The sequence below is a fragment of the Pseudomonas sp. 1L-C-7-B-C1 genome, from assembly GCF_057291635.1.
Genome location: NZ_JBXAWH010000004.1, coordinates 295,072 through 317,989, shown reverse-complemented (window position 1 = coordinate 317,989; position 22,918 = coordinate 295,072). Strand labels below are relative to the sequence as shown.

At 61.5% G+C, this 22,918-nt stretch carries 22 protein-coding genes; 16 read left to right on the top strand and 6 right to left on the bottom strand.

Features of this window, described 5'->3' with window-relative positions; translation table 11 throughout:
* The first annotated feature begins 393 nt into the window (after positions 1–393).
* Together AC0Z8Z_RS08965 and tldD are read left to right on the top strand one after the other, a co-directional pair.
* Positions 394–1,245 (top strand): carbon-nitrogen hydrolase family protein, encoded by an 852-nt coding sequence (locus AC0Z8Z_RS08965; protein WP_485618848.1) that lies wholly within the window; start codon positions 394–396, stop codon positions 1,243–1,245.
* Between the two features lie 2 nt (positions 1,246–1,247).
* The gene (gene tldD, locus AC0Z8Z_RS08960) at positions 1,248–2,690 is read left to right on the top strand and encodes a metalloprotease TldD (protein WP_122623286.1); all 1,443 of its coding nucleotides are present in this window, start codon (positions 1,248–1,250) and stop codon (positions 2,688–2,690) included.
* A gap of 49 nt (positions 2,691–2,739) precedes the next feature.
* Here tldD and yjgA read toward each other — a convergent pair whose 3' ends face one another.
* On the bottom strand, positions 2,740–3,261 hold the full coding sequence (yjgA, locus tag AC0Z8Z_RS08955) for a ribosome biogenesis factor YjgA (protein ID WP_065990105.1): 522 nt from the start codon (positions 3,259–3,261) through the stop codon (positions 2,740–2,742).
* A gap of 93 nt (positions 3,262–3,354) precedes the next feature.
* Between yjgA and pmbA the strand changes: the two genes are divergently transcribed.
* The 5 genes from pmbA (at position 3,355) to AC0Z8Z_RS08930 (ending at position 7,302) form a co-directional block, all read left to right on the top strand.
* A complete protein-coding gene (gene pmbA, locus AC0Z8Z_RS08950; protein ID WP_485618847.1) occupies positions 3,355–4,701 on the top strand; it encodes a metalloprotease PmbA in 1,347 nt (448 codons plus the stop codon).
* Positions 4,702–4,867: 166 nt separating this feature from the next.
* Complete coding sequence (locus AC0Z8Z_RS08945) at positions 4,868–5,299, top strand: FagA protein (protein WP_485618846.1); 432 nt, start codon at positions 4,868–4,870, stop codon at positions 5,297–5,299.
* Between the two features lie 11 nt (positions 5,300–5,310).
* On the top strand, positions 5,311–5,772 hold the full coding sequence (locus AC0Z8Z_RS08940) for a hypothetical protein (protein WP_485618845.1): 462 nt from the start codon (positions 5,311–5,313) through the stop codon (positions 5,770–5,772).
* A gap of 1 nt (position 5,773) precedes the next feature.
* Positions 5,774–6,385 carry a superoxide dismutase gene (locus AC0Z8Z_RS08935; protein ID WP_205484698.1) on the top strand — a complete coding sequence of 204 codons (612 nt, stop codon included), beginning with the start codon at positions 5,774–5,776 and terminating at the stop codon, positions 6,383–6,385.
* 29 nt (positions 6,386–6,414) lie between these two features.
* Positions 6,415–7,302: a ZIP family metal transporter gene (locus tag AC0Z8Z_RS08930; RefSeq protein ID WP_485618844.1), complete on the top strand. Its 888-nt coding sequence runs from the start codon at positions 6,415–6,417 to the stop codon at positions 7,300–7,302.
* A gap of 24 nt (positions 7,303–7,326) precedes the next feature.
* Here AC0Z8Z_RS08930 and AC0Z8Z_RS08925 read toward each other — a convergent pair whose 3' ends face one another.
* Positions 7,327–7,749: a DUF1810 domain-containing protein gene (locus tag AC0Z8Z_RS08925; protein WP_122534985.1), complete on the bottom strand. Its 423-nt coding sequence runs from the start codon at positions 7,747–7,749 to the stop codon at positions 7,327–7,329.
* A 152-nt stretch (positions 7,750–7,901) separates the two neighbouring features.
* Between AC0Z8Z_RS08925 and AC0Z8Z_RS08920 the strand changes: the two genes are divergently transcribed.
* Both AC0Z8Z_RS08920 and AC0Z8Z_RS08915 read left to right on the top strand, forming a co-directional pair.
* Positions 7,902–8,243 carry a zinc ribbon domain-containing protein YjdM gene (locus AC0Z8Z_RS08920; protein ID WP_485618843.1) on the top strand — a complete coding sequence of 114 codons (342 nt, stop codon included), beginning with the start codon at positions 7,902–7,904 and terminating at the stop codon, positions 8,241–8,243.
* A 267-nt stretch (positions 8,244–8,510) separates the two neighbouring features.
* Positions 8,511–8,936: a hypothetical protein gene (locus AC0Z8Z_RS08915; RefSeq protein ID WP_485618842.1), complete on the top strand. Its 426-nt coding sequence runs from the start codon at positions 8,511–8,513 to the stop codon at positions 8,934–8,936.
* Between the two features lie 392 nt (positions 8,937–9,328).
* Here AC0Z8Z_RS08915 and AC0Z8Z_RS08910 read toward each other — a convergent pair whose 3' ends face one another.
* The 4 genes from AC0Z8Z_RS08910 to AC0Z8Z_RS08895 are packed head-to-tail and all read right to left on the bottom strand — an operon-like array spanning position 9,329 to position 15,711.
* Positions 9,329–10,693: a heavy metal sensor histidine kinase gene (locus tag AC0Z8Z_RS08910; RefSeq protein ID WP_485618841.1), complete on the bottom strand. Its 1,365-nt coding sequence runs from the start codon at positions 10,691–10,693 to the stop codon at positions 9,329–9,331.
* Entirely contained in the window at positions 10,683–11,360 is a 678-nt protein-coding gene (locus tag AC0Z8Z_RS08905) for a heavy metal response regulator transcription factor (RefSeq protein WP_122623293.1), read from the bottom strand. Before AC0Z8Z_RS08905 ends, AC0Z8Z_RS08910 begins: the two co-directional genes overlap by 11 nt.
* A gap of 53 nt (positions 11,361–11,413) precedes the next feature.
* On the bottom strand, positions 11,414–14,554 hold the full coding sequence (locus AC0Z8Z_RS08900) for a multidrug efflux RND transporter permease subunit (RefSeq protein WP_485618840.1): 3,141 nt from the start codon (positions 14,552–14,554) through the stop codon (positions 11,414–11,416).
* Positions 14,551–15,711: an efflux RND transporter periplasmic adaptor subunit gene (locus AC0Z8Z_RS08895; RefSeq protein WP_485618839.1), complete on the bottom strand. Its 1,161-nt coding sequence runs from the start codon at positions 15,709–15,711 to the stop codon at positions 14,551–14,553. The genes AC0Z8Z_RS08900 and AC0Z8Z_RS08895 overlap by 4 nt, the downstream gene beginning before the upstream one ends.
* A 297-nt stretch (positions 15,712–16,008) precedes the next feature.
* On the opposite strand from AC0Z8Z_RS08895, the gene AC0Z8Z_RS08890 reads away from it, so the two are divergent.
* From AC0Z8Z_RS08890 to AC0Z8Z_RS08860, 7 genes are all read left to right on the top strand, one after another.
* Positions 16,009–16,338: a hypothetical protein gene (locus tag AC0Z8Z_RS08890; protein WP_122623296.1), complete on the top strand. Its 330-nt coding sequence runs from the start codon at positions 16,009–16,011 to the stop codon at positions 16,336–16,338.
* 338 nt (positions 16,339–16,676) lie between these two features.
* The gene (locus tag AC0Z8Z_RS08885; RefSeq protein WP_485618838.1) at positions 16,677–17,261 is read left to right on the top strand and encodes a fimbrial protein; all 585 of its coding nucleotides are present in this window, start codon (positions 16,677–16,679) and stop codon (positions 17,259–17,261) included.
* A 72-nt stretch (positions 17,262–17,333) separates the two neighbouring features.
* On the top strand, positions 17,334–18,077 hold the full coding sequence (locus AC0Z8Z_RS08880) for a fimbrial biogenesis chaperone (RefSeq protein WP_485618837.1): 744 nt from the start codon (positions 17,334–17,336) through the stop codon (positions 18,075–18,077).
* A gap of 287 nt (positions 18,078–18,364) precedes the next feature.
* Positions 18,365–20,791, top strand: coding sequence for a fimbria/pilus outer membrane usher protein (locus AC0Z8Z_RS08875; RefSeq protein ID WP_485618836.1), 2,427 nt, complete (start codon positions 18,365–18,367; stop codon positions 20,789–20,791).
* Positions 20,788–21,561: a fimbrial biogenesis chaperone gene (locus AC0Z8Z_RS08870; RefSeq protein WP_485618835.1), complete on the top strand. Its 774-nt coding sequence runs from the start codon at positions 20,788–20,790 to the stop codon at positions 21,559–21,561. Before AC0Z8Z_RS08875 ends, AC0Z8Z_RS08870 begins: the two co-directional genes overlap by 4 nt.
* 1 nt (position 21,562) lies before the next feature.
* Positions 21,563–22,555, top strand: coding sequence for a fimbrial protein (locus tag AC0Z8Z_RS08865; RefSeq protein ID WP_485618834.1), 993 nt, complete (start codon positions 21,563–21,565; stop codon positions 22,553–22,555).
* Between the two features lie 110 nt (positions 22,556–22,665).
* On the top strand, positions 22,666–22,899 hold the full coding sequence (locus AC0Z8Z_RS08860; RefSeq protein WP_485618833.1) for a hypothetical protein: 234 nt from the start codon (positions 22,666–22,668) through the stop codon (positions 22,897–22,899).
* Positions 22,900–22,918 lie beyond the last annotated feature (19 nt).

The window sequence follows — 22,918 nt, the reverse complement described above, 5'->3', positions numbered from 1 at the left end:
TGTGTAGGACCGGCTTCAGCCGGGAAGAGGCCGGTTTGAACGCCGACAGTTTTGTGGTGTGGCGCCTGACGCGTTCCCGGCTAAAGCCAGTCCCACAGGGTGCGCGCGGTGCGGAGGACAGGCTTCAGCCGGGAAGAGGCCCGTTTGGATGCCGACGATTTTGTGGTGTGACGCCTGACGCCTTCCCGGCTAAAGCCAGTCCTACAGGTGCGCGCGGTGCGTAGGACCGGCTTTAGCCGGGAAGAGGCCGGTGCCATCACCCTGAATTCTGCGGTGTGACATCCGACGCTTTCCCGGCTAAAGCCGGTCCCACTAAGTTGAAATCAGCGTGTTGAACAAGCCCAATCATCGGTGCGTGGAGTAGAGTGCAGTTCTATCGATCAGGGAGCGCTTATGTCCTTTGCAGTCATTCAGATGGTCAGCCAGAGCGATGTGCTCGGCAATCTGGCCCAGGCGCGCAGGTTGCTGGAACAGGCCGCAGCGTCGGGTGCGAAGCTGGCAGTGCTCCCGGAAAACTTCGCTGCCATGGGCCGTCGTGATGTCGCTGCCATCGGCCGCGCCGAGGCCCTTGGTGAAGGACCGATCCTGCCATGGTTGAAACTGGCTGCTCGCGACCTCACATTATGGATAGTGGCCGGGACATTGCCGCTGCCCCCTGAAGGCCAGCCTGATGGCAAAGTCACCGCATGCTCGCTGCTGGTCGACGACCAGGGCCGGCAAGTCGCGCGTTACGACAAGCTGCATTTGTTCGACGTCGATGTCGCTGATGCGAGAGGGCGCTACCGGGAATCCGACGATTATGCCCATGGCAACAACGTGGTGGTGGCCGACACACCCGTTGGGCGTCTGGGGCTTTCGGTGTGTTACGACCTGCGTTTTCCCGAGCTGTACACTGCGCTGCGGGAAGCGGGGGCTGAATTGATCAGCGCGCCGTCTGCCTTCACCGCGGTGACCGGCGCGGCGCACTGGGAGATTCTGCTGCGCGCCCGGGCCATCGAAACCCAGTGCTACGTACTGGCGGCCGCGCAAGGCGGCATTCATCCGGGACCGAGAGAAACATTTGGGCACGCGGCGATCATAGATCCATGGGGCCGCGTGATGGCCGAGCAGGCACAGGGTGAAGCCGTGCTGCTGGCCGAACGAGACAGCGTAGAACAAGCGTCCATACGGACGCGCATGCCGGTATCGAATCACCGGCGATTTTTTTCGCAGGCCGCCGTGCGACCTGCCAATACCCCGGAGTGAATATGAGCCACTTGTCCTCTGTCAGCGAACACCTTCTGGCACCAGGCGGCCTGAGCATCGATAGCCTGCAATCGGTGCTCGGCGAGCTGGCCGGCCCCGGCATTGACGCGGCCGACCTGTATTTTCAGGGGCAGATTTCCGAGTCCTGGGCGCTGGAAGACGGCATCGTCAAAGAAGGCAGCTTCAACCTGGACCAGGGCGTCGGCGTCCGCGCGCAATCGGGTGAGAAAACCGGCTTCGCCTACAGCAACGCCATCACCCCTGAAGCACTGACCCAGGCGGCCCGTGCCGCTCGCTCGATTTCCCGTGCGGGTCAGAATGGCCAAGTTCAAGCGTTCACCACTCAGGACGTCGCCCAGCTGTATGCACCGGACAACCCGCTGGAAGTCATGACCCGCGCCGAGAAAGTCGAATTGCTCAAGCGCGTCGATGCCGCCACCCGTGCGCTTGACCCGCGCATTCAGCAGGTCACCGTGAGCATGGCCGGTGTCTGGGAACGCATTCTTGTGGCCTCCACGGATGGCGGTCTTGCCGCCGACGTGCGTCCGCTGGTGCGTTTCAACGTCAGTGTGATCGTCGAGCAGAACGGCCGTCGTGAGCGCGGCGGGCATGGCGGCGGCGGTCGTACCGATTACCGTTATTTCCTCAGCGACGACCGTGCCATGGGCTATGCCCGCGAAGCGCTGCGTCAGGCGCTGGTCAATCTCGAAGCGATTCCGGCCCCGGCGGGCACCTTGCCGGTGGTGTTGGGCTCGGGCTGGTCCGGCGTGCTGCTGCACGAAGCCGTCGGCCACGGCCTTGAAGGCGACTTCAATCGCAAGGGCAGTTCGGCGTACAGCGGCCGCATGGGCGAGATGGTCGCGTCCAAGCTCTGCACCATCGTCGATGACGGCACCCTGGCCGATCGCCGCGGTTCTCTCACCGTCGATGACGAAGGCACCCCGACCGAGTGCACCACGCTGATCGAAAACGGCGTGCTCAAGGGCTACATGCAAGACAAGCTCAACGCACGGCTGATGGGCGTGGCGCGTACGGGTAACGGTCGTCGCGAATCCTACGCGCACCTGCCGATGCCGCGCATGACCAACACCTACATGCTCGGCGGCCAGAGCGATCCGGCGGAAATCATCGCCTCGGTCAAGCGCGGCATCTACTGCGCCAACCTCGGCGGTGGACAGGTGGACATCACCAGCGGCAAGTTCGTCTTCTCCACCAGCGAGGCCTATCTGATCGAAGACGGCAAAATCACCGCGCCGGTCAAAGGTGCGACGCTGATTGGCAACGGCCCGGAATGCATGAGCCGCGTGTCGATGGTGGGCAACGATCTGTCACTGGACAGCGGCGTTGGCACGTGCGGCAAAGACGGTCAATCGGTTCCGGTCGGCGTCGGTCAGCCCACGCTGAAGATCGATGCGATCACCGTTGGCGGCACTGGCGGGGCTTGAGAGTCGAGGGGGCTTGCGCCGGTTGAGTGACTCAATCGGCGCAGCGGTTCTAGCGCAGTCCGCGTTTGCTTTCGTCTAGCTCGCGGATGTATTTGAAGATTTTGCGGGTCGCGGTAGGGGCCTTGTTCTGCGCAGCTTCGTGCTGAGCCTGACGGATCAGCGAGCGCAGTTGCTGGCGGTCGGCGTCCGGGTATTCACTGACGAATTGCTCAAGCACGTCGTCAGTGCCGGTCACCAGGCGATCACGCCAGCGTTCCAGGTTGTGAAAGCGCTCGTTGTACTGGCGCGTAGAGGCGTCAAGCTGATCGAGCAGCACCAGGATTTCATCCAGATCCTGATCGCGCATCAGCTTGCCGATGAATTGGATGTGGCGTTTGCGCGCAATGTGCGCGGTGTGCTTGGGAGCATCGGCCAGTGCCCGACGCAGAGGGTCGGTCAGAGGCAGCTTGGCCAGCACATCGGGCTTGAATGTCGTCAAGCGTTCGCCCAGCTCCACCAGAGCGTGAAGCTCTCGTTTGACTTGGGTTTTGCTTTTCTCTCCGTCGAAGGAGTCGTCGTAAGAATCAACCATGGGGGCCGTCCGCAAATAAACGCCGCCATGATAACCAGTCAGGGCCCGGTTGTCCGGCCCGGCTGCTGAAATCAGAATTTGATGGAGAACGTCATGAGTGCATCAGAAAGCGTCGGCCCGCAGGCTTTGCCGGCATTGCAGCAGCAGGTCGAGCAGATCGTCGCTGAAGCCAAGCGTCAGGGCGCGACCGCGTGCGAAGTCGCCGTGTCGCTGGAGCAGGGCCTGTCCACCACGGTTCGCCAGCGCGAAGTCGAGACGGTCGAATTCAACCGCGACCAGGGTTTCGGTATCACCTTGTACGTGGGCCACCGCAAGGGTTCGGCCAGCACCTCCGCGAGCGGTCCCGACGCCATTCGTGAAACTGTAGCCGCGGCGCTGGCCATCGCCAAGCACACGTCGGAAGACGAGGCCTCGGGTCTCGCCGACTCTGCGCTGATGGCGAAAGATCAGCCGGATTTTGATCTTTATCACCCCTGGGACATCACTCCCGAGCAGGCCATCGAACGCGCGCTGATCTGTGAAGCCGCTGCCTTCGACGCCGACAGCCGGATCAAGAACGCTGACGGCACCACGCTGAACGTGCATCAGGGCTGCCGCGTGTATGGCAACAGTCACGGTTTCATCGGCGGCTACGCGTCGACCCGCCACAGCCTGAGCTGCGTGATGATCGCCGAAGGCGAGGGGCAGATGCAGCGCGACTACTGGTATGACGTCAACCGTCGTGGCGAGCTGTTGATGGACGCCACACTGATTGGCCAGAAAGCTGCTGAACGCGCGGCGAGCCGACTGGGCGCACGGCCGGTGCCGACCTGCGAAGTGCCGGTGCTGTTCTCGGCGGAACTGGCCGGCGGCCTGTTCGGCAGTTTTATGGGCGCGATTTCCGGCGGCAACCTGTACCGCAAGTCGTCATTCCTCGAAGGCGCCATCGGCCAGCGTCTGTTCCCCGAATGGATGACCATCGACGAGCGGCCGCATTTGGTCGGCGCCATGGGCAGCTCCGCGTTCGACGGCGATGGCCTGGCGACCTACGCCAAGCCGTTTGTCGAAAATGGCGATCTGGTTTCCTACATCCTCAGCACCTATTCAGGCCGCAAACTGGGCCTGCCGAGCACCGCGAACGCAGGTGGCGTGCATAACCTGTTCGTCAGCCACGGCACTGAAGACCAGGCGGCGTTGATCCGCCGCATGGGACGCGGGCTGCTGGTCACGGAACTGATGGGCAGTGGGCTGAACATGGTCACCGGCGATTATTCTCGCGGCGCGGCGGGTTTTTGGGTCGAGAACGGCGAGATCCAGTTCCCGGTTCAGGAAGTGACCATTGCCGGCAACATGCGCGACATGTTCAAGCAGATCGTCGCCGTGGGCAGTGATCTGGAGCTGCGCAGCAACATCCGCACCGGTTCTGTGCTGATCGAGAAAATGATGGTGGCGGGTAGCTAAGTTCGCTGTGTTTGACCGCTTCATCCCAAGGCCTGCCCCGATCCCGGTGCGGGCCTTTTTAATGGGGGCGTTCAGGCTCAGCGCGTTAACTCAAACCATCACTGGGGTTGTGCTGATTCTTAAACTCATTTAATAATGAATCTCATTCGTTAAATGGGCCTCGGTCATGGGCACTGTTCTGCACGAGTCGCCGTACCTGGAGCACTGGCGCGCATTGAGTCTGCGGATTCGTTGCGCGCTGGATCCGGACGAGCCGCGGCTCATCGAACACTACCTTGCGGAAGGCCGCTATCTGGCGCGCTTTACCGCCACGCCCAAATCCCTCATCTGTGAAAGCACCTTCCGCCTGCTGCTCGACACCGCCAGCGACACCGCGCTGCCCTGGCATTGGCGTTGTCTGTGCCTGGACCAGGCGTGGCGTCCGCTGCGTGACATGCAGTCGCTCGCCGAGTCGGCTGCGCAACAGCAACGCGTCCAGGCTTTCGCCCGGCGCCTCGCGAACTGCGCGCTGCTGCCGTCGATGCCTCTGGCAGAACCCGCGCCATCGAATCCGCAAAACGCCCTGCCGACGGCATCTGATCGCCGGCGCCACCCGTGAGGACCTGCGCCATGGAGCAATGGAAACGTACCATCCTGAGCGGTAACAGTTGCTTCAACCGAGGCGACCTGATCGATGCGCGCGAGCTGTACCTGCAAGCTCTCGCCCTGGCACAGGTGCTCTTCGACCGATGGCGCGTCGCCGATGAAGCCGTGGCGGCGTACGTGATTTCTCATCACAACCTGGCGGATCTTCACCTGAGTCTGGGGCAGCCGGAGGAGAGCGCAGAATACCTCTGCACCGTCCATCAGCGCCTGCTGAATGTGATTCAAGACCCGCAAATGACACCGGCCCTGCGACAGGCAGCGCTGCGACACAGTAATAAAACCTACAGCGAACTCTTGGGTTTCGTCGGCCAATACGGCGAGTACCCGCGTACCCAACGCCTGCTCAACAGCAATGGCGAACATTCCCGCTCGGCGCTTCAGCACCCTGCTGCTCGTGCCGGCACCCTCTCGTTCGGAGTCCACTGACATGCCCTTTACGTTGCCAGCCTTGCCCTATGCCTACGATGCGCTCGAACCCCACATCGATGCTCAGACCATGGAAATCCACTACAGCAAGCACCACCAGACCTACATCAATAACCTCAACGCGGCGGTCGACGGCACTGAATACGCCGAGTGGCCCATCGAGAGGTTGGTCGCCAGCGTCGCCGAGCTTCCGGAAAAAATGCGCCCGGCGGTTATCAATCAGGGCGGCGGTCATGCCAACCACTCTCTATTCTGGGAAGTGATGAGCGCCCAGGGCGGCGGCGTGCCAAGCGGTGCGCTGGCGTCAGCGATCGACGGGCAACTGGGCGGATTCGAAGCGTTCAAAGATGCCTTCACCAAGGCGGCGCTGACACGTTTCGGCAGCGGCTGGGCCTGGCTGAGCGTCACCCCGGACAAAAAGCTCGTGGTGGAAAGCAGCGGCAATCAGGACAGTCCTCTCATGAACGGCAACACGCCGATCCTCGGGCTGGACGTCTGGGAGCACGCTTATTACCTGCGCTACCAGAACCGTCGGCCGGAATACATCGCTGCGTTCTACAACGTCGTCAACTGGGATGAAGTTGCCAGGCGCTACGCAGCAGCACTCGGCTGAAAACTCTCAGAACTCGGATAAGGCGATTTATGCGCTCGGACATACTGGCTCTCGGCAGCGTGCGGTTATTGCGCCTGGCATTGGGCTTGATTCTGGTCATCGTTGGCACAGCGTTGCTGGTGGCCCAGGGTCTTTCGTGGGTGGCGCTTGAGCCCAGAATGTTACGAGCGCTGGAAGGCGGTGCCATCTGTGCGTTGGGCACCGCGTTGGGGGCCGTGCCGGTGCTGGTGATCCGTGGCATGCCGGTGGCGGTGTCCGACGGCCTCCTGGGTTTCGGCGCCGGCATCATGCTGGCGGCGACAGCCTTTTCGTTGATCGTGCCGGGACTGGGCGCGGCTCATGACCTGGGCTTTACCCCATGGGGCGCCGGAGCGTTGGTCAGCTTCGGGATACTGCTCGGGGCGGCGGGTTTGTTTCTGGTGGATACGCTGGTTTCCAGAGGGCCGCAGTTGTCGGAGGTGGCTGGGAAGCCGGCGATCCCTTCGAACATCTGGCTGTTTGTGATTGCCATCATTGCCCACAACATTCCGGAAGGCATGGCAGTGGGGGTGTCGGCAGGCGGCGGTCTGGCCCACGCCGACAGCCTGGCGATGGGTATCGCCATTCAGGATGTGCCGGAAGGGCTGGTCATCGCGCTGGTTCTGGCGTCGGCCGGCATGTCGCGGCTCAAGGCGTTTCTGATCGGCGCGGCTTCCGGTTTGGTCGAGCCAGTATTCGCGGTGCTCTGCGCCTGGCTGGTGGAAGTGGCCGCGTTGCTGTTGCCGGTGGGACTGGCGTTGGCGGCCGGGGCGATGCTGCTGGTGGTGACCCACGAAATCATCCCCGAATCCCGTCGCAATGGTCACGAAAAGATCGCCAGCTTCGGATTGCTGGTCGGGTTCTGCCTGATGATGGTGATGGACACCGCGCTGGCCTGAGGAGCGCGCAGGTGAAGGTCTGCCTCAGCCCAGCTTCGACAGCGTCACGGCATCTGGCTCGCCATCAAAAAACGCCTCAAGCACTTGCTGAAACACCGGCGTGTCCGGCGCGACCGCTGCAAACAGCGTCATGCTTGATCGCAGCTTCATGTCATCCGGTGAGCCCATGATCTGCGTGGCGCTGCGGTCTTCCCACTGAAGCAACGCTTCGCAGCAACGGGCTAGCCGATCTCCCAATACCGGATGCTGCACATAAGCGATCGCCTCTTCACGCCCACTGATGCCATACCGCCGGGCCATGTCGCTGTGGCCCAGGCCGGCCAGCTGCGGGAAGACGAACCACATCCAGTGCGACTGTTTGCGCCCGGATTTGAGTTCCGCCAATGCGCGTTCATGCATTGACGCTTGCGCCTCGACAAATCGCTGCAGGTCAAATGGATCGCTCATTTCACTCACCTCGTTCTGACCACGGCACCCCGCCGTTCATGAGATTGAGACTACGGCAGTGGGCGATGTTTCCAGCTCTTTGAGGCGCCGACTCCCCAGGTGGGTAAAAACCCTTATAATCCTGCGCCTATTCATCTGATGCGAGATCCGCCGTGAGCTTACCGCCGTGCCCAAAATGCAGTTCCGAGTACACCTATGAAGATAGCAGCCAGCTCGTGTGCCCGGAATGCGCCCACGAGTGGTCGGCTGATGGCGCCAGCGCCGAAGCGGGCGATGACACAAAGGTCATCAAGGACGCAGTGGGTAACACTCTGCAGGACGGCGACACCGTCACGGTCATCAAGGACCTGAAGGTCAAAGGCTCTTCGCTGGTGGTCAAGGTCGGCACCAAGGTCAAAAACATCCGCCTGGTGGACGGCGATCACGACATCGACTGCAAAATCGACGGCATCGGCGCGATGAAGTTGAAGTCCGAGTTTGTGAAGAAGGGTTGATCCCCGGCCGGCCTGATCGGCAGGTCGATCGTCCCTCACGGTTTGCCTGCTGATCGTTCCTCACGCTCTGCGTGGGAATGTTGCTCATGATGCTCCGCGTCCCCTCAATGTGGGCGCGGACTTGGGACGAATGTCGCAATTATGTAGGCCTGATCCTCTTGGTGATTCGGAAACTTCCCACCATCAGAGTGGCATTGCTGCCCATCCATCCCGTCGCAAGCCCCATAGCCTATGCCGCCTTGGATTGGCTATGCGGGAATTGCTTCGATGTCAGATTTCTACCAGTACTTCAAAGAAAACATGGAGAGCATGGGGCTGCCTGCGCCTCAATCGCTTTTTGGCTCTGTCACGAGCGCGGTTGCGACAGCGACGACGCTTCTCAGCCAGGTCGAGAAATTCGGTAAAAAAGTAACCATTAATGAGCTTGTGCGCGCGGGTACCAGATTAGAGCAACTTGCAATCGTCGGAACATGCTCGGCGGCGTTCTATTTGGGTGCGGTGATTGGAAGCATTGCCGTTGCTACCGGAAGGGTGCTTGGTAACGGCGCGACTTTGTCCGACGTGCTTCTCACCGCCCACTCCCATGACCTTAGGACTGACTGGCTGGTCCATTGCTTACACATGTATCCAGGCATATACCAAGCCGCCACTCCGGGCAAAACCCTTTATCGATTCTTGGGACATGTGGTGTGAAAGACTCAATCTTGCTGCTGACAGTCGCTGTGATCGTCGCCTATGCCGCATGGGTTTTCTGGCACTACGTCGGTCTGAACGGCTTTGAGCTAATAAGCACTTTGATAGTTGTGTCGCTTGCGGTGGACAACACGCGCTTGAGGCGCGAGTTGAAAAAGCGCAGAGCTTAGTCGGTAAGTGCGATCCCAGCGGCCTTGCTAACGGGCGCTGTGATCGTTCCTCACACTCCGCGTGGGAATGCCGGTCATGATGCCCTGCGCCTGTGGAGTGCCACCCCGGTTACTCCCACCGTTAACTGCAAGCCGCCATGTAGCTGAGAGACGCGGAGCATCCCCGAAGGCGTTAGCACGCGGAGCGTGGCAACGGTCATAGTGGGGCGACATGCCTGCGCCTCAACTCGGCAAATTGATCCCGAACGTATTCACCCCATGCCCACTGCGCACGAACACGGTGCCGCCGTGCATCAGGGCGATGGCTTTGACGATCGCCAGGCCCAGCCCGTGGTTGGCGCCGCTGTTGCTGCGCGAGGCGTCGACGCGATAGAAGCGCTCGAACAGTTTCGGCAGATGCTCGCCAGCAATCGGCGCGCCGGGATTGGTCACGCCAATACTGACGTGATCGCCCTCATCGCGAATATCCACCTGAATCAACTGCCCCGGCGAGGTGTGCTGCACCGCGTTGTGCAGCAGATTGATCAGCGCCCGGCGCAAGTGCGCGGTTTCGATCGGCGCGTTGGCATCACCACGCACTTCAACCTGGACCTGGGCGTCCTCGAGAATGAAATCCAGATAATCCAGGGTCTTCGCCACTTCTTGGGCGAGCGAGGCCTGGGTCAGTTGCGTGGCCTTGCTACCCTGGTCGGCGCTGGCGAGAAACAACATGTCATTGATGATCGAGCGCAGCCGTTCGAGCTCTTCGAGATTGGATTGCAGCACCTCGAAGTAATGCTCGGCGGATCGCCCTCGGGTCAGCGCCACTTGGGTCTGGCCGATGAGATTGGTCAGCGGCGAGCGCAATTCGTGGGCAACGTCGGCGTTGAACGACTCCAGCCGCGAATAAGCCTGCTCGACCCGATCCAGCGTCGAGTTGAAAGAGGTCACGAACTGATCCAGTTCCGGCGGCAGCGGCGACAACTTGAGGCGCCCGCTCAGTCGTGGCGGCGTCAGCTTGCGCGCCTCCAGGGACAACTCCGTCAGCGGTTTCAGGCCGATACGCGCCACCCAGTAACCCAATGCAGACGCGAGCAGGATGCCGATGGCCGCCAGACTGATCAGCGCGATCAGCAGGGAATGTTGGGTCTGCCAGAAGGTTTCGGTGTCGACCGCTGTCAGAAAACGCAGCGGCGGGCGTTGATCTTTCGCCGGGAACTGACTGACCAGCACCTTGAACGGGTAATCATGGCCCCTCAGGTTCAAGTCGCGCATGCCCAGCGGACCGTTGGCGAAGGCACGGATCTCGGCGTCCGGGTCGCCGAATTCGTAGGTCGGGTTGTCGCTGACCACCCAGAAGCGCAGGCGTTTGTCTTCCTCGCTGAGCAGCCTGAGCTTGGCGTTGATCTTGGCCCAGTGTTCCGGGTTTCCGTAACGCTGCACGGCGGATTCGAGCACGCTGTAGCGGGCGTCGACCTCCGATTCCGGCAGCAGGCCGAGGCTTTTATCCACTTGCAGGTAGAGCGCCCAGCCGATCAACAGAAACACCAGCAGCGCCACGAGGGCAAACATCCCGCTCAGGCGCAGGGCGATGGAATTAGTCGACACGACGGCTCTCCAGCACGTAACCCATGCCGCGGATGGTGTGCAGCAATTTTTGCTCGAACGGCCCGTCGAGCTTGGCCCGCAGTCGTTTGATCGCGACTTCGACAACGTTGGCGTCGCTGTCGAAATTCACGTCCCAGACCATCTCGGCAATCGATGTCTTCGACAGGATTTCCCCCTGACGCCTGGCCAGTACGCTGAGCAGCGAAAACTCCTTGGCGGTGAGGTCCAGACGCACGCCGGCGCGGCTGGCTTTGCGGCTGATCAGGTCGATCCACAAATCGGCGACGCTGATCTGCACCGGCTCGTGGCCGCCGCTGCGCCGGGTCAGGGCTTGCAGACGCGCCACCAGTTCCAGAAACGAGAACGGCTTGCCCAGGTAATCGTCGGCGCCTTCGCGCAGGCCGCGTATGCGATCGTCGACGTTCTCGCGGGCGGTGAGCATGATCACCGGCGTCTGTTTACGCGCACGCAGGGCGCGCAGCACGCCATAGCCGTCCAGTCCCGGCAGCATGACGTCGAGAATGATCACCGCGTATTCGCTTTCCAGCGCCATGTGCAGGCCTTCGATGCCTTCGCGCGCGACGTCGGTGGTGTAACCCTGCTCGGTCAGGCCCCGGTGCAGGTAATCGGCGGTTTTCTCTTCGTCTTCGATAATCAGGACACGCATCGGTCCACGCTCACTTTTCGCTGCTTGCTTATTAGGTGCTTGGGTTCAACCGCTTATTTTTCAGCAACCAGGTCGGCCGCAGCCGGCCTGGAAACCGTTGAACCTGATGCTACCGAGCCCGGCGTTGGACGCTGGCGATGGAAAATTCGCTCCAGTTGCAGGTAGATCACCGGCGTGGTGAACAGCGTCAGCGCCTGGCTCACCAGCAATCCTCCTACCACGGCGATGCCCAACGGCTGACGCAGTTCAGCGCCGACACCATAACCGAGCATCAAGGGCAGCGCGCCAAGCAATGCGGCCAGCGTGGTCATGATGATGGGCCGAAAGCGCGTCAGACACGCTTCATAGATAGCGTCGCGCGGGGACATCCCGCGATTGCGCTGGGCGTCCAGCGCGAAGTCCACCAGCAGGATGCCGTTTTTCTTGACGATGCCGATCAGCAGCACGATGCCGATCAGGCCCATGATCGAAAAGTCCTGACCCATCAGCCACAGCAGCAACAGTGCGCCGATACCGGCGGAGGGAAGGGTGGAAATGATCGTCAGCGGGTGGACGAAGCTTTCATACAGCACGCCCAGAATGATGTACACCGCCACCAGTGCGGCGAGAATCAGCCACGGCTGGTTCGCCAGCGAGCTCTGGAACGCCTGGGCCGCGCCCTGGAAGTTGCCGATGATCGAGGCCGGCATGCCGATCTCGTTCTTGGCCTGATCGAGCAACACCACGGCATCGCCCAGCGCTACGCCCGCCGACAGGTTGAAGGACAGATTGGCGGCCGGGAACATACCGTCGTGGCTGATCGACAACGGGCCCATCCTCGGCGCACCGACCTTGGCCAGCGCCGACAGCGGCACCATTTCATTGGTCAGCGGCGAGCGCAGGTAAAAGTAGTTCAGGCTTTCGGCCTTGCCGCGCTGTTGCGGCTCTAGCTCCAGAATGACTTTGTACTGGTTGATGTCGGTCTGGTATTCGTTGATCTGGCGCTGACCAAAGGCGTCGTACAGCGCCTGATCGACATCCGCCGTGGTCAGGCCGAAGCGCGCGGCGGCGCTGCGGTCGATGTCCAGATGCGTGACGCTGCCGCCCAGTTGCAAGTCGTTGGAGAGGTCGCGGAAAGCCGGCAGTGTTTTCAGCTTATCGGTCAGCTTCTGCGTCCAGACATTCAGCAGCGCGCCGTCGTTGCTCTTGAGCACGTATTGGTACTGCGCGCGGCTCGGCCCGGAACTCAGGTTGATGTCCTGCCCCGCGCGCAGGTACAGGACGATGCCGGGGATCTGCGCCAGTTTCGGCCGGATCCGGTCGATGAACTGACTGGCGGAAACGTCACGGTCTGCACGGTCCTTGAGGGCGATCCACACCCGGCCGTTGGCGATCGTCTGGTTGCTGCCGCTGACCCCCACCGAGTGGGAAAACGCCTTGACCGCCGGATCGGCCGCGATGATTTTCGCCAGCTGTTTGTGTTTCTCGATCATGTCCGGGAAGGAAATATCCGCCGCCGCTTCGCTCGTGCCGAGCACCATGCCGGTGTCCTGCACCGGGAAGAAACCTTTGGGGATCAGCACATAGCCCACAACCGCCAGCACCAGAGTCAGGCCAAAAATCCCCATCATCAATCGCTGGTGGGCGAGGGCGAAGCGCACGCCGCGGGCATACCGCGCCAGCAGTCGTTCGCCGAAGCCGGGTTTGGCGTGGGGATCGTGTTTCGGCGCGCGCATGAACAGCGCCGCCAGGGTGGGCGCCAGGGTCAGCGAGACCACCACCGAGATCAGAATGGTCGACGTCGCCGTCAGCGCGAACTCCTTGAACAGCCTGCCGACCACGCCGCCCATGAACAGCAGCGGAATGAAGGCGGCGATCAGCGAAAAGCTGATCGACACCACGGTAAAACCGATTTCGCTGGACCCCTTGATCGCCGCGTCGCGCTTGCTTTCGCCGGCTTCCAAGTGTCGATGGATGTTCTCCACCACGACAATCGCATCGTCGACGACAAACCCCACCGCGACCACGATGGCCACCAGGGTCAGGTTATTCAGGCTGAAGCCGAGCACGTACATCAGCGCGAAACTGGCGACGAGGGACACGCCCAGCACGGCAGTCACGATCAGCGTCGCAGAGAGCTGGCGCAGGAACAGCGCCATGACCGCAATCACCAGCGCGATGGCAATCAGCAACGTCATTTCCACTTCATGCAGCGACGCACGAATGGTTTTGGTGCGGTCGCTGAGCACCGAAACGTCTACCGACGCCGGGAGCATTTCCTGCAACTTGGGCAACTGGCCGAGCACGCGATCGACCGTCTCGACGATGTTCGCGCCGGGCTGGCGGAACACCACGATGTTCACGCCCTGTTGATCCCCGGACCAGGCCCGCACGTAGGCGTTTTCAGAACCGTTGATGACCCGAGCCACGTCACGCAGATGAACCGGGGCGCCGTCTTTGTAGGAAACAATCAGTTGTTCGTAGTCCTTTGCCTGAAACAGTTGGTCGTTGGAGGCGAGGGTGGAAATGCTGTCTTTGCCATACAGCGCGCCCTTGGCCAGGTTGAGGCTGGTCTGCTGCAGGGATTCCCGCAGATCGGCGAGGGTCAGCCCGATGGACGCCAGTTTTTCAGGCGCCGCCTGGACGCGAATTGCCGGACGTTGCTGGCCAGTGATGTTGACCTGTCCGACGCCATCGATCTGACTCAACTGGCGCGCCAGCAGGGATTCGGTGACGTCGCTGAGTTCGGTGCCGGGCATCAGGTTCGAGCTGACGCTGAGGATCAGCACCGGGCTGTCCGCCGGGTTGACCTTGCGCCAGGTCGGCAGCGTCGGCAGGTCTGCGGGCAAACGTCCAGCCGCCGTGTTGATCGCTGCCTGCACTTCCTGCGCGGCGGTGTCGATGCTTTTGTTAAGGGTGAATTGCAGGGTCAGGTTGGTGGAGCCCAGTGCGCTGCTCGAGGTCATCTGGGTCATGCCGGGAATGGCGCTGAATTGCACTTCAAGCGGTGTTGCCACCGATGACGCCATGGTTTCCGGGCTGGCACCAGGCAACTGGGCCGCGACCTGAATCGTCGGAAATTCGGCTTCCGGCAGCGGCGCCACCGGCAGGCGAGGGAAAGCGATGCAGCCCAGCAGCACCAGCGCGAAGGTCAGCAGAACCGTGGCGATCGGGTGATTGACGCACCAGGCGGAAATAGACCCGCGGCTGTTCATTTCGCTGCCCCGGTGGCGTCGGCAAGGGTATCCACAGGATCAGCCTTGACCACCTCGATGCGCGTGCCGTTTTTCAGGCGCGACTGACCGTCGCTGACCAGCACGTCATTAGCCTCCACCCCGCTGATCAACATCAGGTCGCTGTCCTGATACAGCACCTTGACCGGTACCACCTCGGCAGTGTCGCCTTTGATCCGATACACGTAATGCTGGTCGATGCCGCGCTGCACCACCTGCGGCGGGACCTTCAGGGCACCGCGGTCGATGGCGGTCTGAATCCGCACGGTCACCAATTGCCCGGGCCATAGCTTCTCTTGCGCATTGTCGAATATCGCCTTGGCGCGGATGGTGCCAGTGCTAGCGGCCACCTGATTGTCGATCAACAGCAACTTGCCCTGACCCAGCAGCGTGCCGGTCGCCCCTTCGCCGAGGTAGGCGTTGACCGGCGCGGGCGTGCTGGAAGCAATCAGATCATGCAGCGTGGGCAGCATCTGCTGCGGCAGGGAAAACTCCACTGACACCGGGTCGATCTGCGTCACCGAGAACAGCCCGGTCGCGTCGCTGACGCGCAGGAAGTTGCCCTCATCGACGTTGCGGATGCCGACCCGGCCCGTCACGGGCGAGCGTATTTGCGTGTAGGAAAGCTGCACTTGCGAAGCATTAATCGACGCCTGATTGCCCAGCGCCGTGGCCTTGAGTTGGTCGACCAGCGCTTGCTGCTGATCGTATTGCTGCCTGGAAATGCTGTTGTCGACCGTGAGCAACTTGTAGCGCTTGAGGTCGACATTGGCCACGTTCAGCTGCGCCTGGCTCTGGGTCAACAGCGCTTTGGCCTGTTCGAGGGCGGCGCGGATCGAGCGATCATCGATGGTTGCCAGCAGATCACCCGCCTTGACCTGCTGCCCTTCCTTGACCAGCACTTTGGTCAGGATGCCGTCCACCTGCGGGCGGATCACCACGCTTTGCAGCGACAGCACCGAGCCTATGCCGGTGACATAACGGGGCACGTCTTCCTGCATGACGTTGATGACGCGCACCGGCACGGCAACGGGAGCGCTGACCTTTTTCGCAGCGGGGCGGGTCATTGCCCAGACGCCTATCACCAGCAGCACGACCACCAGGGTCGCGAGCACCACCACGTTGTTCTTCTTCTGCATACAGGGACAGGCCAGCCAGTGAATGAGGGGCGGGTAACCGGAAGCGTCCTTTATAACCCTTTGACCCGGTCAGCAAAATGACTGCTACCTGTCAATATTGTCAGGTGAATAAGGGCAGACGATGAACGTGGGTAAAGAAACAGCGCCGCAGGGCGATACCCAAGTAGAAGGCACGAGTTTCGATGAACGAGTTCTACTGTGACGGGGAAAATTCCTACATAAACTTCGTGAGTTCTAAATGCTTGTTCACAGGCCGGGACTTACTTTGTGAGCCGGGCCTACTCCGGAGTGTTTGCGATGAAAAGCCAAAAGGCTGTTTCGCTGTTTTTCTCGATCACGGTCATCGGTGCATGTGCCATGACAACGCCAGCCGCCTGGGCTGCCCAAGGCGCGCTCATGTTTCACGGCAGCGTGACCAATGCGACGTGCGACGCGCAGGTTTATAGCGCTCCGTCTTCAACCGGCTCTTTTAAAACCTTGCGAGCCGACACTTATCTGACCGTGGGCGATAGCGGTGGTGACGACACGTGCGCTCAGCGAGTTGGGCCCGTACAGGTCACTTTCAACGAGCTGTCCGCAGCCGGGCCGGATATTCACGCGGGCATCGTCACGCTGACGTACCAATAGGCGCTTTCTAGCTTCCCCTAAAACATTCGCTGACGAACCCGGCTCAATCGAGCCGGGTTTTTTGTGGGTGAAGGCTTTTAAGGCGCCCTTCTGCGGCCAGGCCTTTCGGAGCACGGTGCAAACCTTCGTACCAGGTTTTCTGGAGGCTCAATCACGCAAGCCCCGGCCTACGGGAGGTGTGACACAAAAGCGTAACCTCCTACTGAAAAGTCCGACGCGCCCCACTGTGCTTTCTGTCCATAGGAAGTAGAGCGCCTGACAGCCGCCCTTGGAAGCGCTGCTTATAGTTCGTCTCGTCCTTTTGGGCACACACGAATCGACACAAGGAACGTCGTTATATGAAAAAGCTTTCTCTTAGACTGGCTATCGTGGCCGCAATCGGCCTCGGCATTTCCGGTACCGCGAATGCTGCCAACAACGGCAAACTTGTTTTCACCGGCACCCTGACCAACATCACGTGTGACATCGGCGCCGGGACTGGCGCAACCCCCGGCAACAACCCGGGCGAGATCAACGTAGACCTCGGCAACGTCTCTTTCTCCGACATCGGGCTCTTTGCCGATAACAAACTTGAAACCGCTTCGCCCATCCAGCTGTTGGTCAACTGCACCGGCGGCGCCGCTCAATACAACACTGTCAACATGCGCTTCGTTGCCCGTCAGGGCAGCGGTCTGGATAACCTCGATCAGAAACTGCTGCGTGCGACCGGTGCGGCAGACGGTGTGGGCATCGGCCTGCTCAATGCGTCCAACCAGTTGATGGACCTGAGCGGCAACGAAACCATCGACACGCCGCTGATCAAGGACGGCGCCGATGGCGCTACCGCCGAGATCAACTTCGGCGCGGTTTACGTTCTCAATGGCGCGCCGACCAATCCGGGTAACGCTGACGGCTTCCTGCCGTTCGTGATGGATTACCAGTGATGTAGCAGGCGAGCGGGCACTGCTCGCTCGCCTTCCTCACGCGCTCACTTCCAAACCCGAGACGGTCTCATCATGCTTCCTGATTTCATTCGTTGCTCCGCCATCTGGCTGGGGTTGCTTCTGGCTGCCCCGGCGCAGGCGGGTATCGTGCTCAACACCACGCGTGTCATCTACCAGGCCACGGACAAGGAGGTCAGTTTCGTTGTGAACAACAGCGGCACCGCTGACATCCTTGCCCAGTCCTGGCTCGAAGCGCAGAGCGACACCGAGAACCTGCCCTTCGTCGTCACCCCGCCGCTGGCGCGAATGGCGGGCAGTACGCGGCAAATGATTCGGGTGATCTACGCCGGCGAAGGTTTGCCTCAGGACCGCGAGTCGGTGTTCTGGCTCAACGTCCAGGAGATCCCGCAATCGGCGAAAGACAACCAGCTGCAGATCGCGATTCGCCAGCGTATCAAGCTCTTTTACCGTCCCGCCGCATTGAATGGCGACCCGCTCGACGCTGCAAAAAGCCTGCGATGGCGCGTGCACGACGGCCAGCTGCAAGTCAGCAATCCGACGCCCTATCACGTGTCGATGATCCAGATCGACGCCCGACAGCAGGGCAAGACGCTGTTCACCGCCGACAGCCGGATGCTGGCGCCCCTGCAGACCGTGCAGTTGCCGCTCAAGCAGACGGCCAGCGGTCAGGCGGTGGACCTTCGGTTCATCAGCATCAACGATTTCGGCGCGCAGGAGCCGTACACCGCAAAAGTGTCCGGTGGACAGCCGACCCAAGCCATCAAGGCCGCCAATGTCGTGACCCACGCCGAGTAGCCACTCGGTTGCGGGTGGAATTTTGCCCAGGTCTTCCTTCGGTCGCAGTCATGCGGCTCCAGCGCCTGCGCCTGCCAAACATGATTTTGCCAGCGCGTCGGAATCGAGAACACGAGTGAAACCAGCCAATGGAACCCCGAGATCACACCAAGGGACATGCACGGACCGCAGCATGCTTTTCCCCCGTCGACCGCAGACATCAGGCACGCCGGCCGTTCCTGCTGAACCCGTTGGCGAGGATCATCCTTGCATCGGCAGGGCTGGCGCTGGCCTCGTCTGCGACGGCAATGACTGATCAAAACAGCGCCGCGACCGATGTGAAATTCAATACTTCGTTCATTCAGGGCACCGATCAGCCTGCCGATCTCGCGACGTTTCTGCATGGCAACAGCGTGGTGCCCGGAAGCTATCGGGTGGACGTCTACGTCAACCGTGTCCTGAGCGGGCGGCGCGACATCAACTTTGTCCCCAATGCTGAAAAAGGCTCCGTAGAACCCTGTCTCACCCTGGACATGCTCCGCCAGTTCGGCATGAACGCAGAGGCTGTGCAAGCCGGCGACACCTTGCCGACGGCGTGCTTCGATCTCCCGGCGCGTGTCGAATTTGCCCGCGTCGATTACCAGCCGGCGAGCTTGCGCCTGAACATCAGCATTCCTCAGGCGATGATGTCGCGCAGCGCTCGCGGCTACGTGCCGCCGGAATTATGGGACGAAGGCGAGACCGTCGGTTTCGTCAATTACAACTTCAGCGGCGCGCGCCGTACCCGCAGCGGCCAAGGTCGATCTCAAGCGCAGGATCAGTATTACCTGAGCCTGCGCAACGGCATGAATCTGGGTGCCTGGCGGCTGCGCAACGAGTCTTCGCTGACCTATGGCAATGATCAGCCTTATCGCTTTCGCAGCAATCGGACGTTCATGCAGCGGGACATCACATCGCTGAAAAGCCAGCTGACCCTGGGCGAGACCTTTACCGATTCGCAAGTGTTCGACAGCGTTCGCTTCGTCGGTGCGGCCTTGGCGTCCGACGACGGCATGCTGCCTGACAGCGAGCGCCTGTTCGCGCCTGTCATTCGTGGCATCGCCGACACCAACGCGTTGGTAGAAGTGCGGCAGAACGGTTTCATGCTGTACAGCGGCAACGTCTCGCCGGGTCCGTTCGAAATCACCGACATCTACCCCAGCGGGTCGAACGGTGATCTGGAAGTGACGGTCGTCGAAGCCGACGGCAGCAGGCGCGTGTTCGTGCAGGCCTATGCATCACTGCCCATCATGGTGCCGAAAGGCGCGTTGCGTTACAGCCTCGCCGCGGGGCAATACGACAGCAACACTGAAGACGGCCTTTCACCCTCGTTTGCCAGTGGCACGCTGGTGTATGGCCTGACCGAGCAGGTGACCGCAGCGGGCGGCGTGCAAATCGCCGAGGATTATCAGGCGGGCAACATCGGCGCGGGGATCAATACCGGGCTCGGCGCAGTGTCGCTGGACCTGACCCAGTCCCTCAGCCGACAGCGCGAGCAACGCTACAGCGGACAGAGCCTGCGCCTGCGCTACGCCAATACGCTGGACCTGACCAACACCACCCTCGCCGTGGCCGGTTATCGCTATTCAACCGATCAATACCTGACGTTCGACGATCACGTCGATGCGTTGCAAGCAGATGACGGATCAGCCCGCGCGCGCGCCAAAGATCGCATCGAAATCAGCCTGACCCAGGCGCTGCCGGAGCAGTCTGCGTCGCTGAGCTTTACTGGATCCGAACAGCGCTACTGGGACAGAGGCAGCGAGACGCGACAGCTTTATCTGTCGTGGAACTCGGCGTGGCGCAGCGTTAGCTATAACGTGTCGGTCGAACGCAATCAGACCTTCGAACGCAGCGGAGAAAGCCAGTCCGACAACCGCATCGCGCTGACAGTGAGCCTGCCGCTGGGAAGCGATTCCGGGTCGTCGCGGCTGTTTGCCAATGCCGTTCGTGACAGCGCCGGCGCGTCCAGCCTGCAGTCCGGCTTGAACGGTCAGCTGTTCGACGACCGCAACAGCTTCTACTCGCTGCAGGCCGGGCACGACAGTGCGTCGGGCTCATCGGGGTTCGGCAAACTCAGCACCACAACGGCCTACGGGCGTTTCGATGCGGGGTACGGGCAGGGCAGGGATTATCAGGCGCTGAGCATGGGCGCTTCAGGTTCGGTGGTTGCTCACGCGGGCGGGGTGAATTTCGGTCAGCCCCTGGGCGAGACCTTCGCCCTGGTGCAGGTAAAAGACGTCAGCGGTGCGCGGCTGAGCAATTTCAGCAACGTCGAAACCGCCGATAACGGCTACGCCATCCTGCCTTACGCCCAGCCGTATCGGACCAACTGGGTCAACCTCGACACGCGTCAGCTAGGTGCCGACGTCGAGTTGGAGAATGCCGTGGATCAAGTCGTGCCCCGGCGCGGCGCGGCGCCCTTGGTCAGCTTTCGCACGGCAATTGGCCGGCGTGTGCAATTCGACCTGGAGCGGGCCGATGGCAGCCGCGTGCCAATGGGCGCAGCGGTGGAGGACGAGCAGGGCAAGCCGCTGGCGACCGTCGATCCGAGCGGGCGAGCACTGGTACTGAGCGAACGGGACAGCGGCGAGCTCATCGTCAAATGGACCGGTCAACAGTGCCGCGCAACCTTCGTGCTGCCGCCGAAAGAAGCCCACCGCAGCTACGATCGCCTGAAGGTGCAGTGCCAATGAACCGCGCTTGCCTGTCAGGTATTTTGCTGGCCTCGATCAGCGGCATGGCACAAGGCGCGGTGTCGCTGTCAGGCACCCGGTTGATCTTCGACGGTCGCTACAACGAGGCGACGATCGAGGTCAGTAACCGCGGTGATTCCGAGGCTCTCATTCAAGCCTGGCTCGATACGCCGCGCGGGGACGATCAACCAGGCAATGGGCCCTCAGCCGATCTGCCGTTCGCGTTGACCCCGCATCTGGTGCGCATCCCGGCAAAGAACAAACAAACCTTGCGCCTGTTGTATGAAGGCATCGGCATGCCCCAGGACCGGGAGTCGATGCTGCATCTGTACGTGCTGGAAATCCCACGGCGCAGCCCGGCGGTTCAGCAACTGAGCATTGCCATACGCCAGCGCATTAACGTGTTCTACCGCCCGGCGGGGCTGGCCGGCGATCCGGCGGATTCCCCGCAAACGCTGATCTGGCAACGCGTTCCGTCGGCCAACGCTGCGCTGTCCCTGCGCAACCCGACGCCGTATCACGTTTCGCTGCAGGACCTGCGCATCAATGGAATCAAGGTCGCGGACCACCGGTTGCTGCCGCCTTTTTCGGACGCATCACTGACGCCGCCTGTCCTCGGTAAGAAGGGCACACTGCCCGAAACCCTGAGCTTCAAGGCCATGACCGATTACGGCGGGCAGCGTGAGTACTGCGCGCCATTTCGGGAAGGGCAGCCGTTCACTGTGCCGCTGGGCAAGCCGGATTCACACTCACTCATAGGGAAATGCTGACATGAAAACATCCATCATCCGAAGATGGCTGATGCTGCCGATCACGTTGCTGATGACGCTATTGATGCCCGGTCTCGCACTGGCGCTGACCTGCAAGACCCAGGGCGCTGGCGAGTCAGTGGTTCGCGCGGACCTGAGCAGCACCGTTGCCATTCCTGCGAACCTGCCCGATGACAGCGTGGTCTGGCGCTCGGAGCGATTGAACCTTGCCATCGAGTGCGCGCGGGACGAAGCGGGCGGCCCTGAGGACGTGTTCATGAATCTGAACCCTGACAACTTACAGATCGGGGAAGGGATTCGCGCCGGACTCACGTTCAGTGGCGTTGATTTCGTGCAAAACAGCGGGCGTATTCCTACGCAACAGCAGGCCCCTGCCTGCACGGATGCAAGCTCGGGCTGCCCGAGCGTCAGGTTCAACCTGCCGTTTTCAGTGTTTATAGAGAAGTACGGCCCGACCCCGCCCTCCGGCGTCGCCAGTGATCTGTACGACTATCGGATGTTTCAACTGGATGGCCGTGACGGGCCCAGTTCCGGGGCTGACGGCACGTTGAGCTACGTCATCAACAACCTGATGGGCTTGCGCTTTGTGGCGTGCGACGCCGAATTGCGCGTCATGCCCGAGACGGTGGACTTCGGCGACGTTGCCATTCGCAATGTGCGAGTGGGAGAGATGGCGACTTTTCAGCGCTTTGCCCTGGCCACCAGCCGGACCTGCGAATCGCCGTTCAGCCTCAATGCTCGGATTACCCCGGTGTCCGGGATACTCAAGGGCGATGTGCTGGTGCCGGTCGACAACGACAGCATCGGCATTCGGATCACTCAGGCCCGCGACCGCTCGCCCGTGCCGTTCCACGAACCCTTTCACTTGACCGATCTTCTGGAGGGCAACTACTCGGACACGGCCGACTTCAACGCCGAACTGCTGTGGCAAACCAGCACGCCGACCGCAGGGCCTTTTTCAGCGGAAGTGATGGTGGATCTGTTCTACAAATAGGCGGGCGCAGCCGGTCTGTTGGCAGCAGCGATCCGGCGGCGATTCAGGTATGCTGCGCGGCCCTCGGGCGCCGCCCGTATTCCTCGAACGTCTGCCATTCCGGAGCTTTCATGACCACCCCCGAACACACGCCCGCTCCTGAACTGGACACGTCGGTCGACACCAACGCTGTCCCGGCGGATACGAAACCTGCGATTCCCGCCTTCAGCTTCCCGTTCAAACCGGGCGAGTTGTTGCAGGCGAAGAAGGATCAGCAGCACTACAAGGGTTCAGGCAAATCGAACCACGACAAGCGTCCAGGCGTTGCGCCATCAGGCACACGTCGGTCGATGGGCAAGCGCTGATTACGCCTTCGCTGACGCG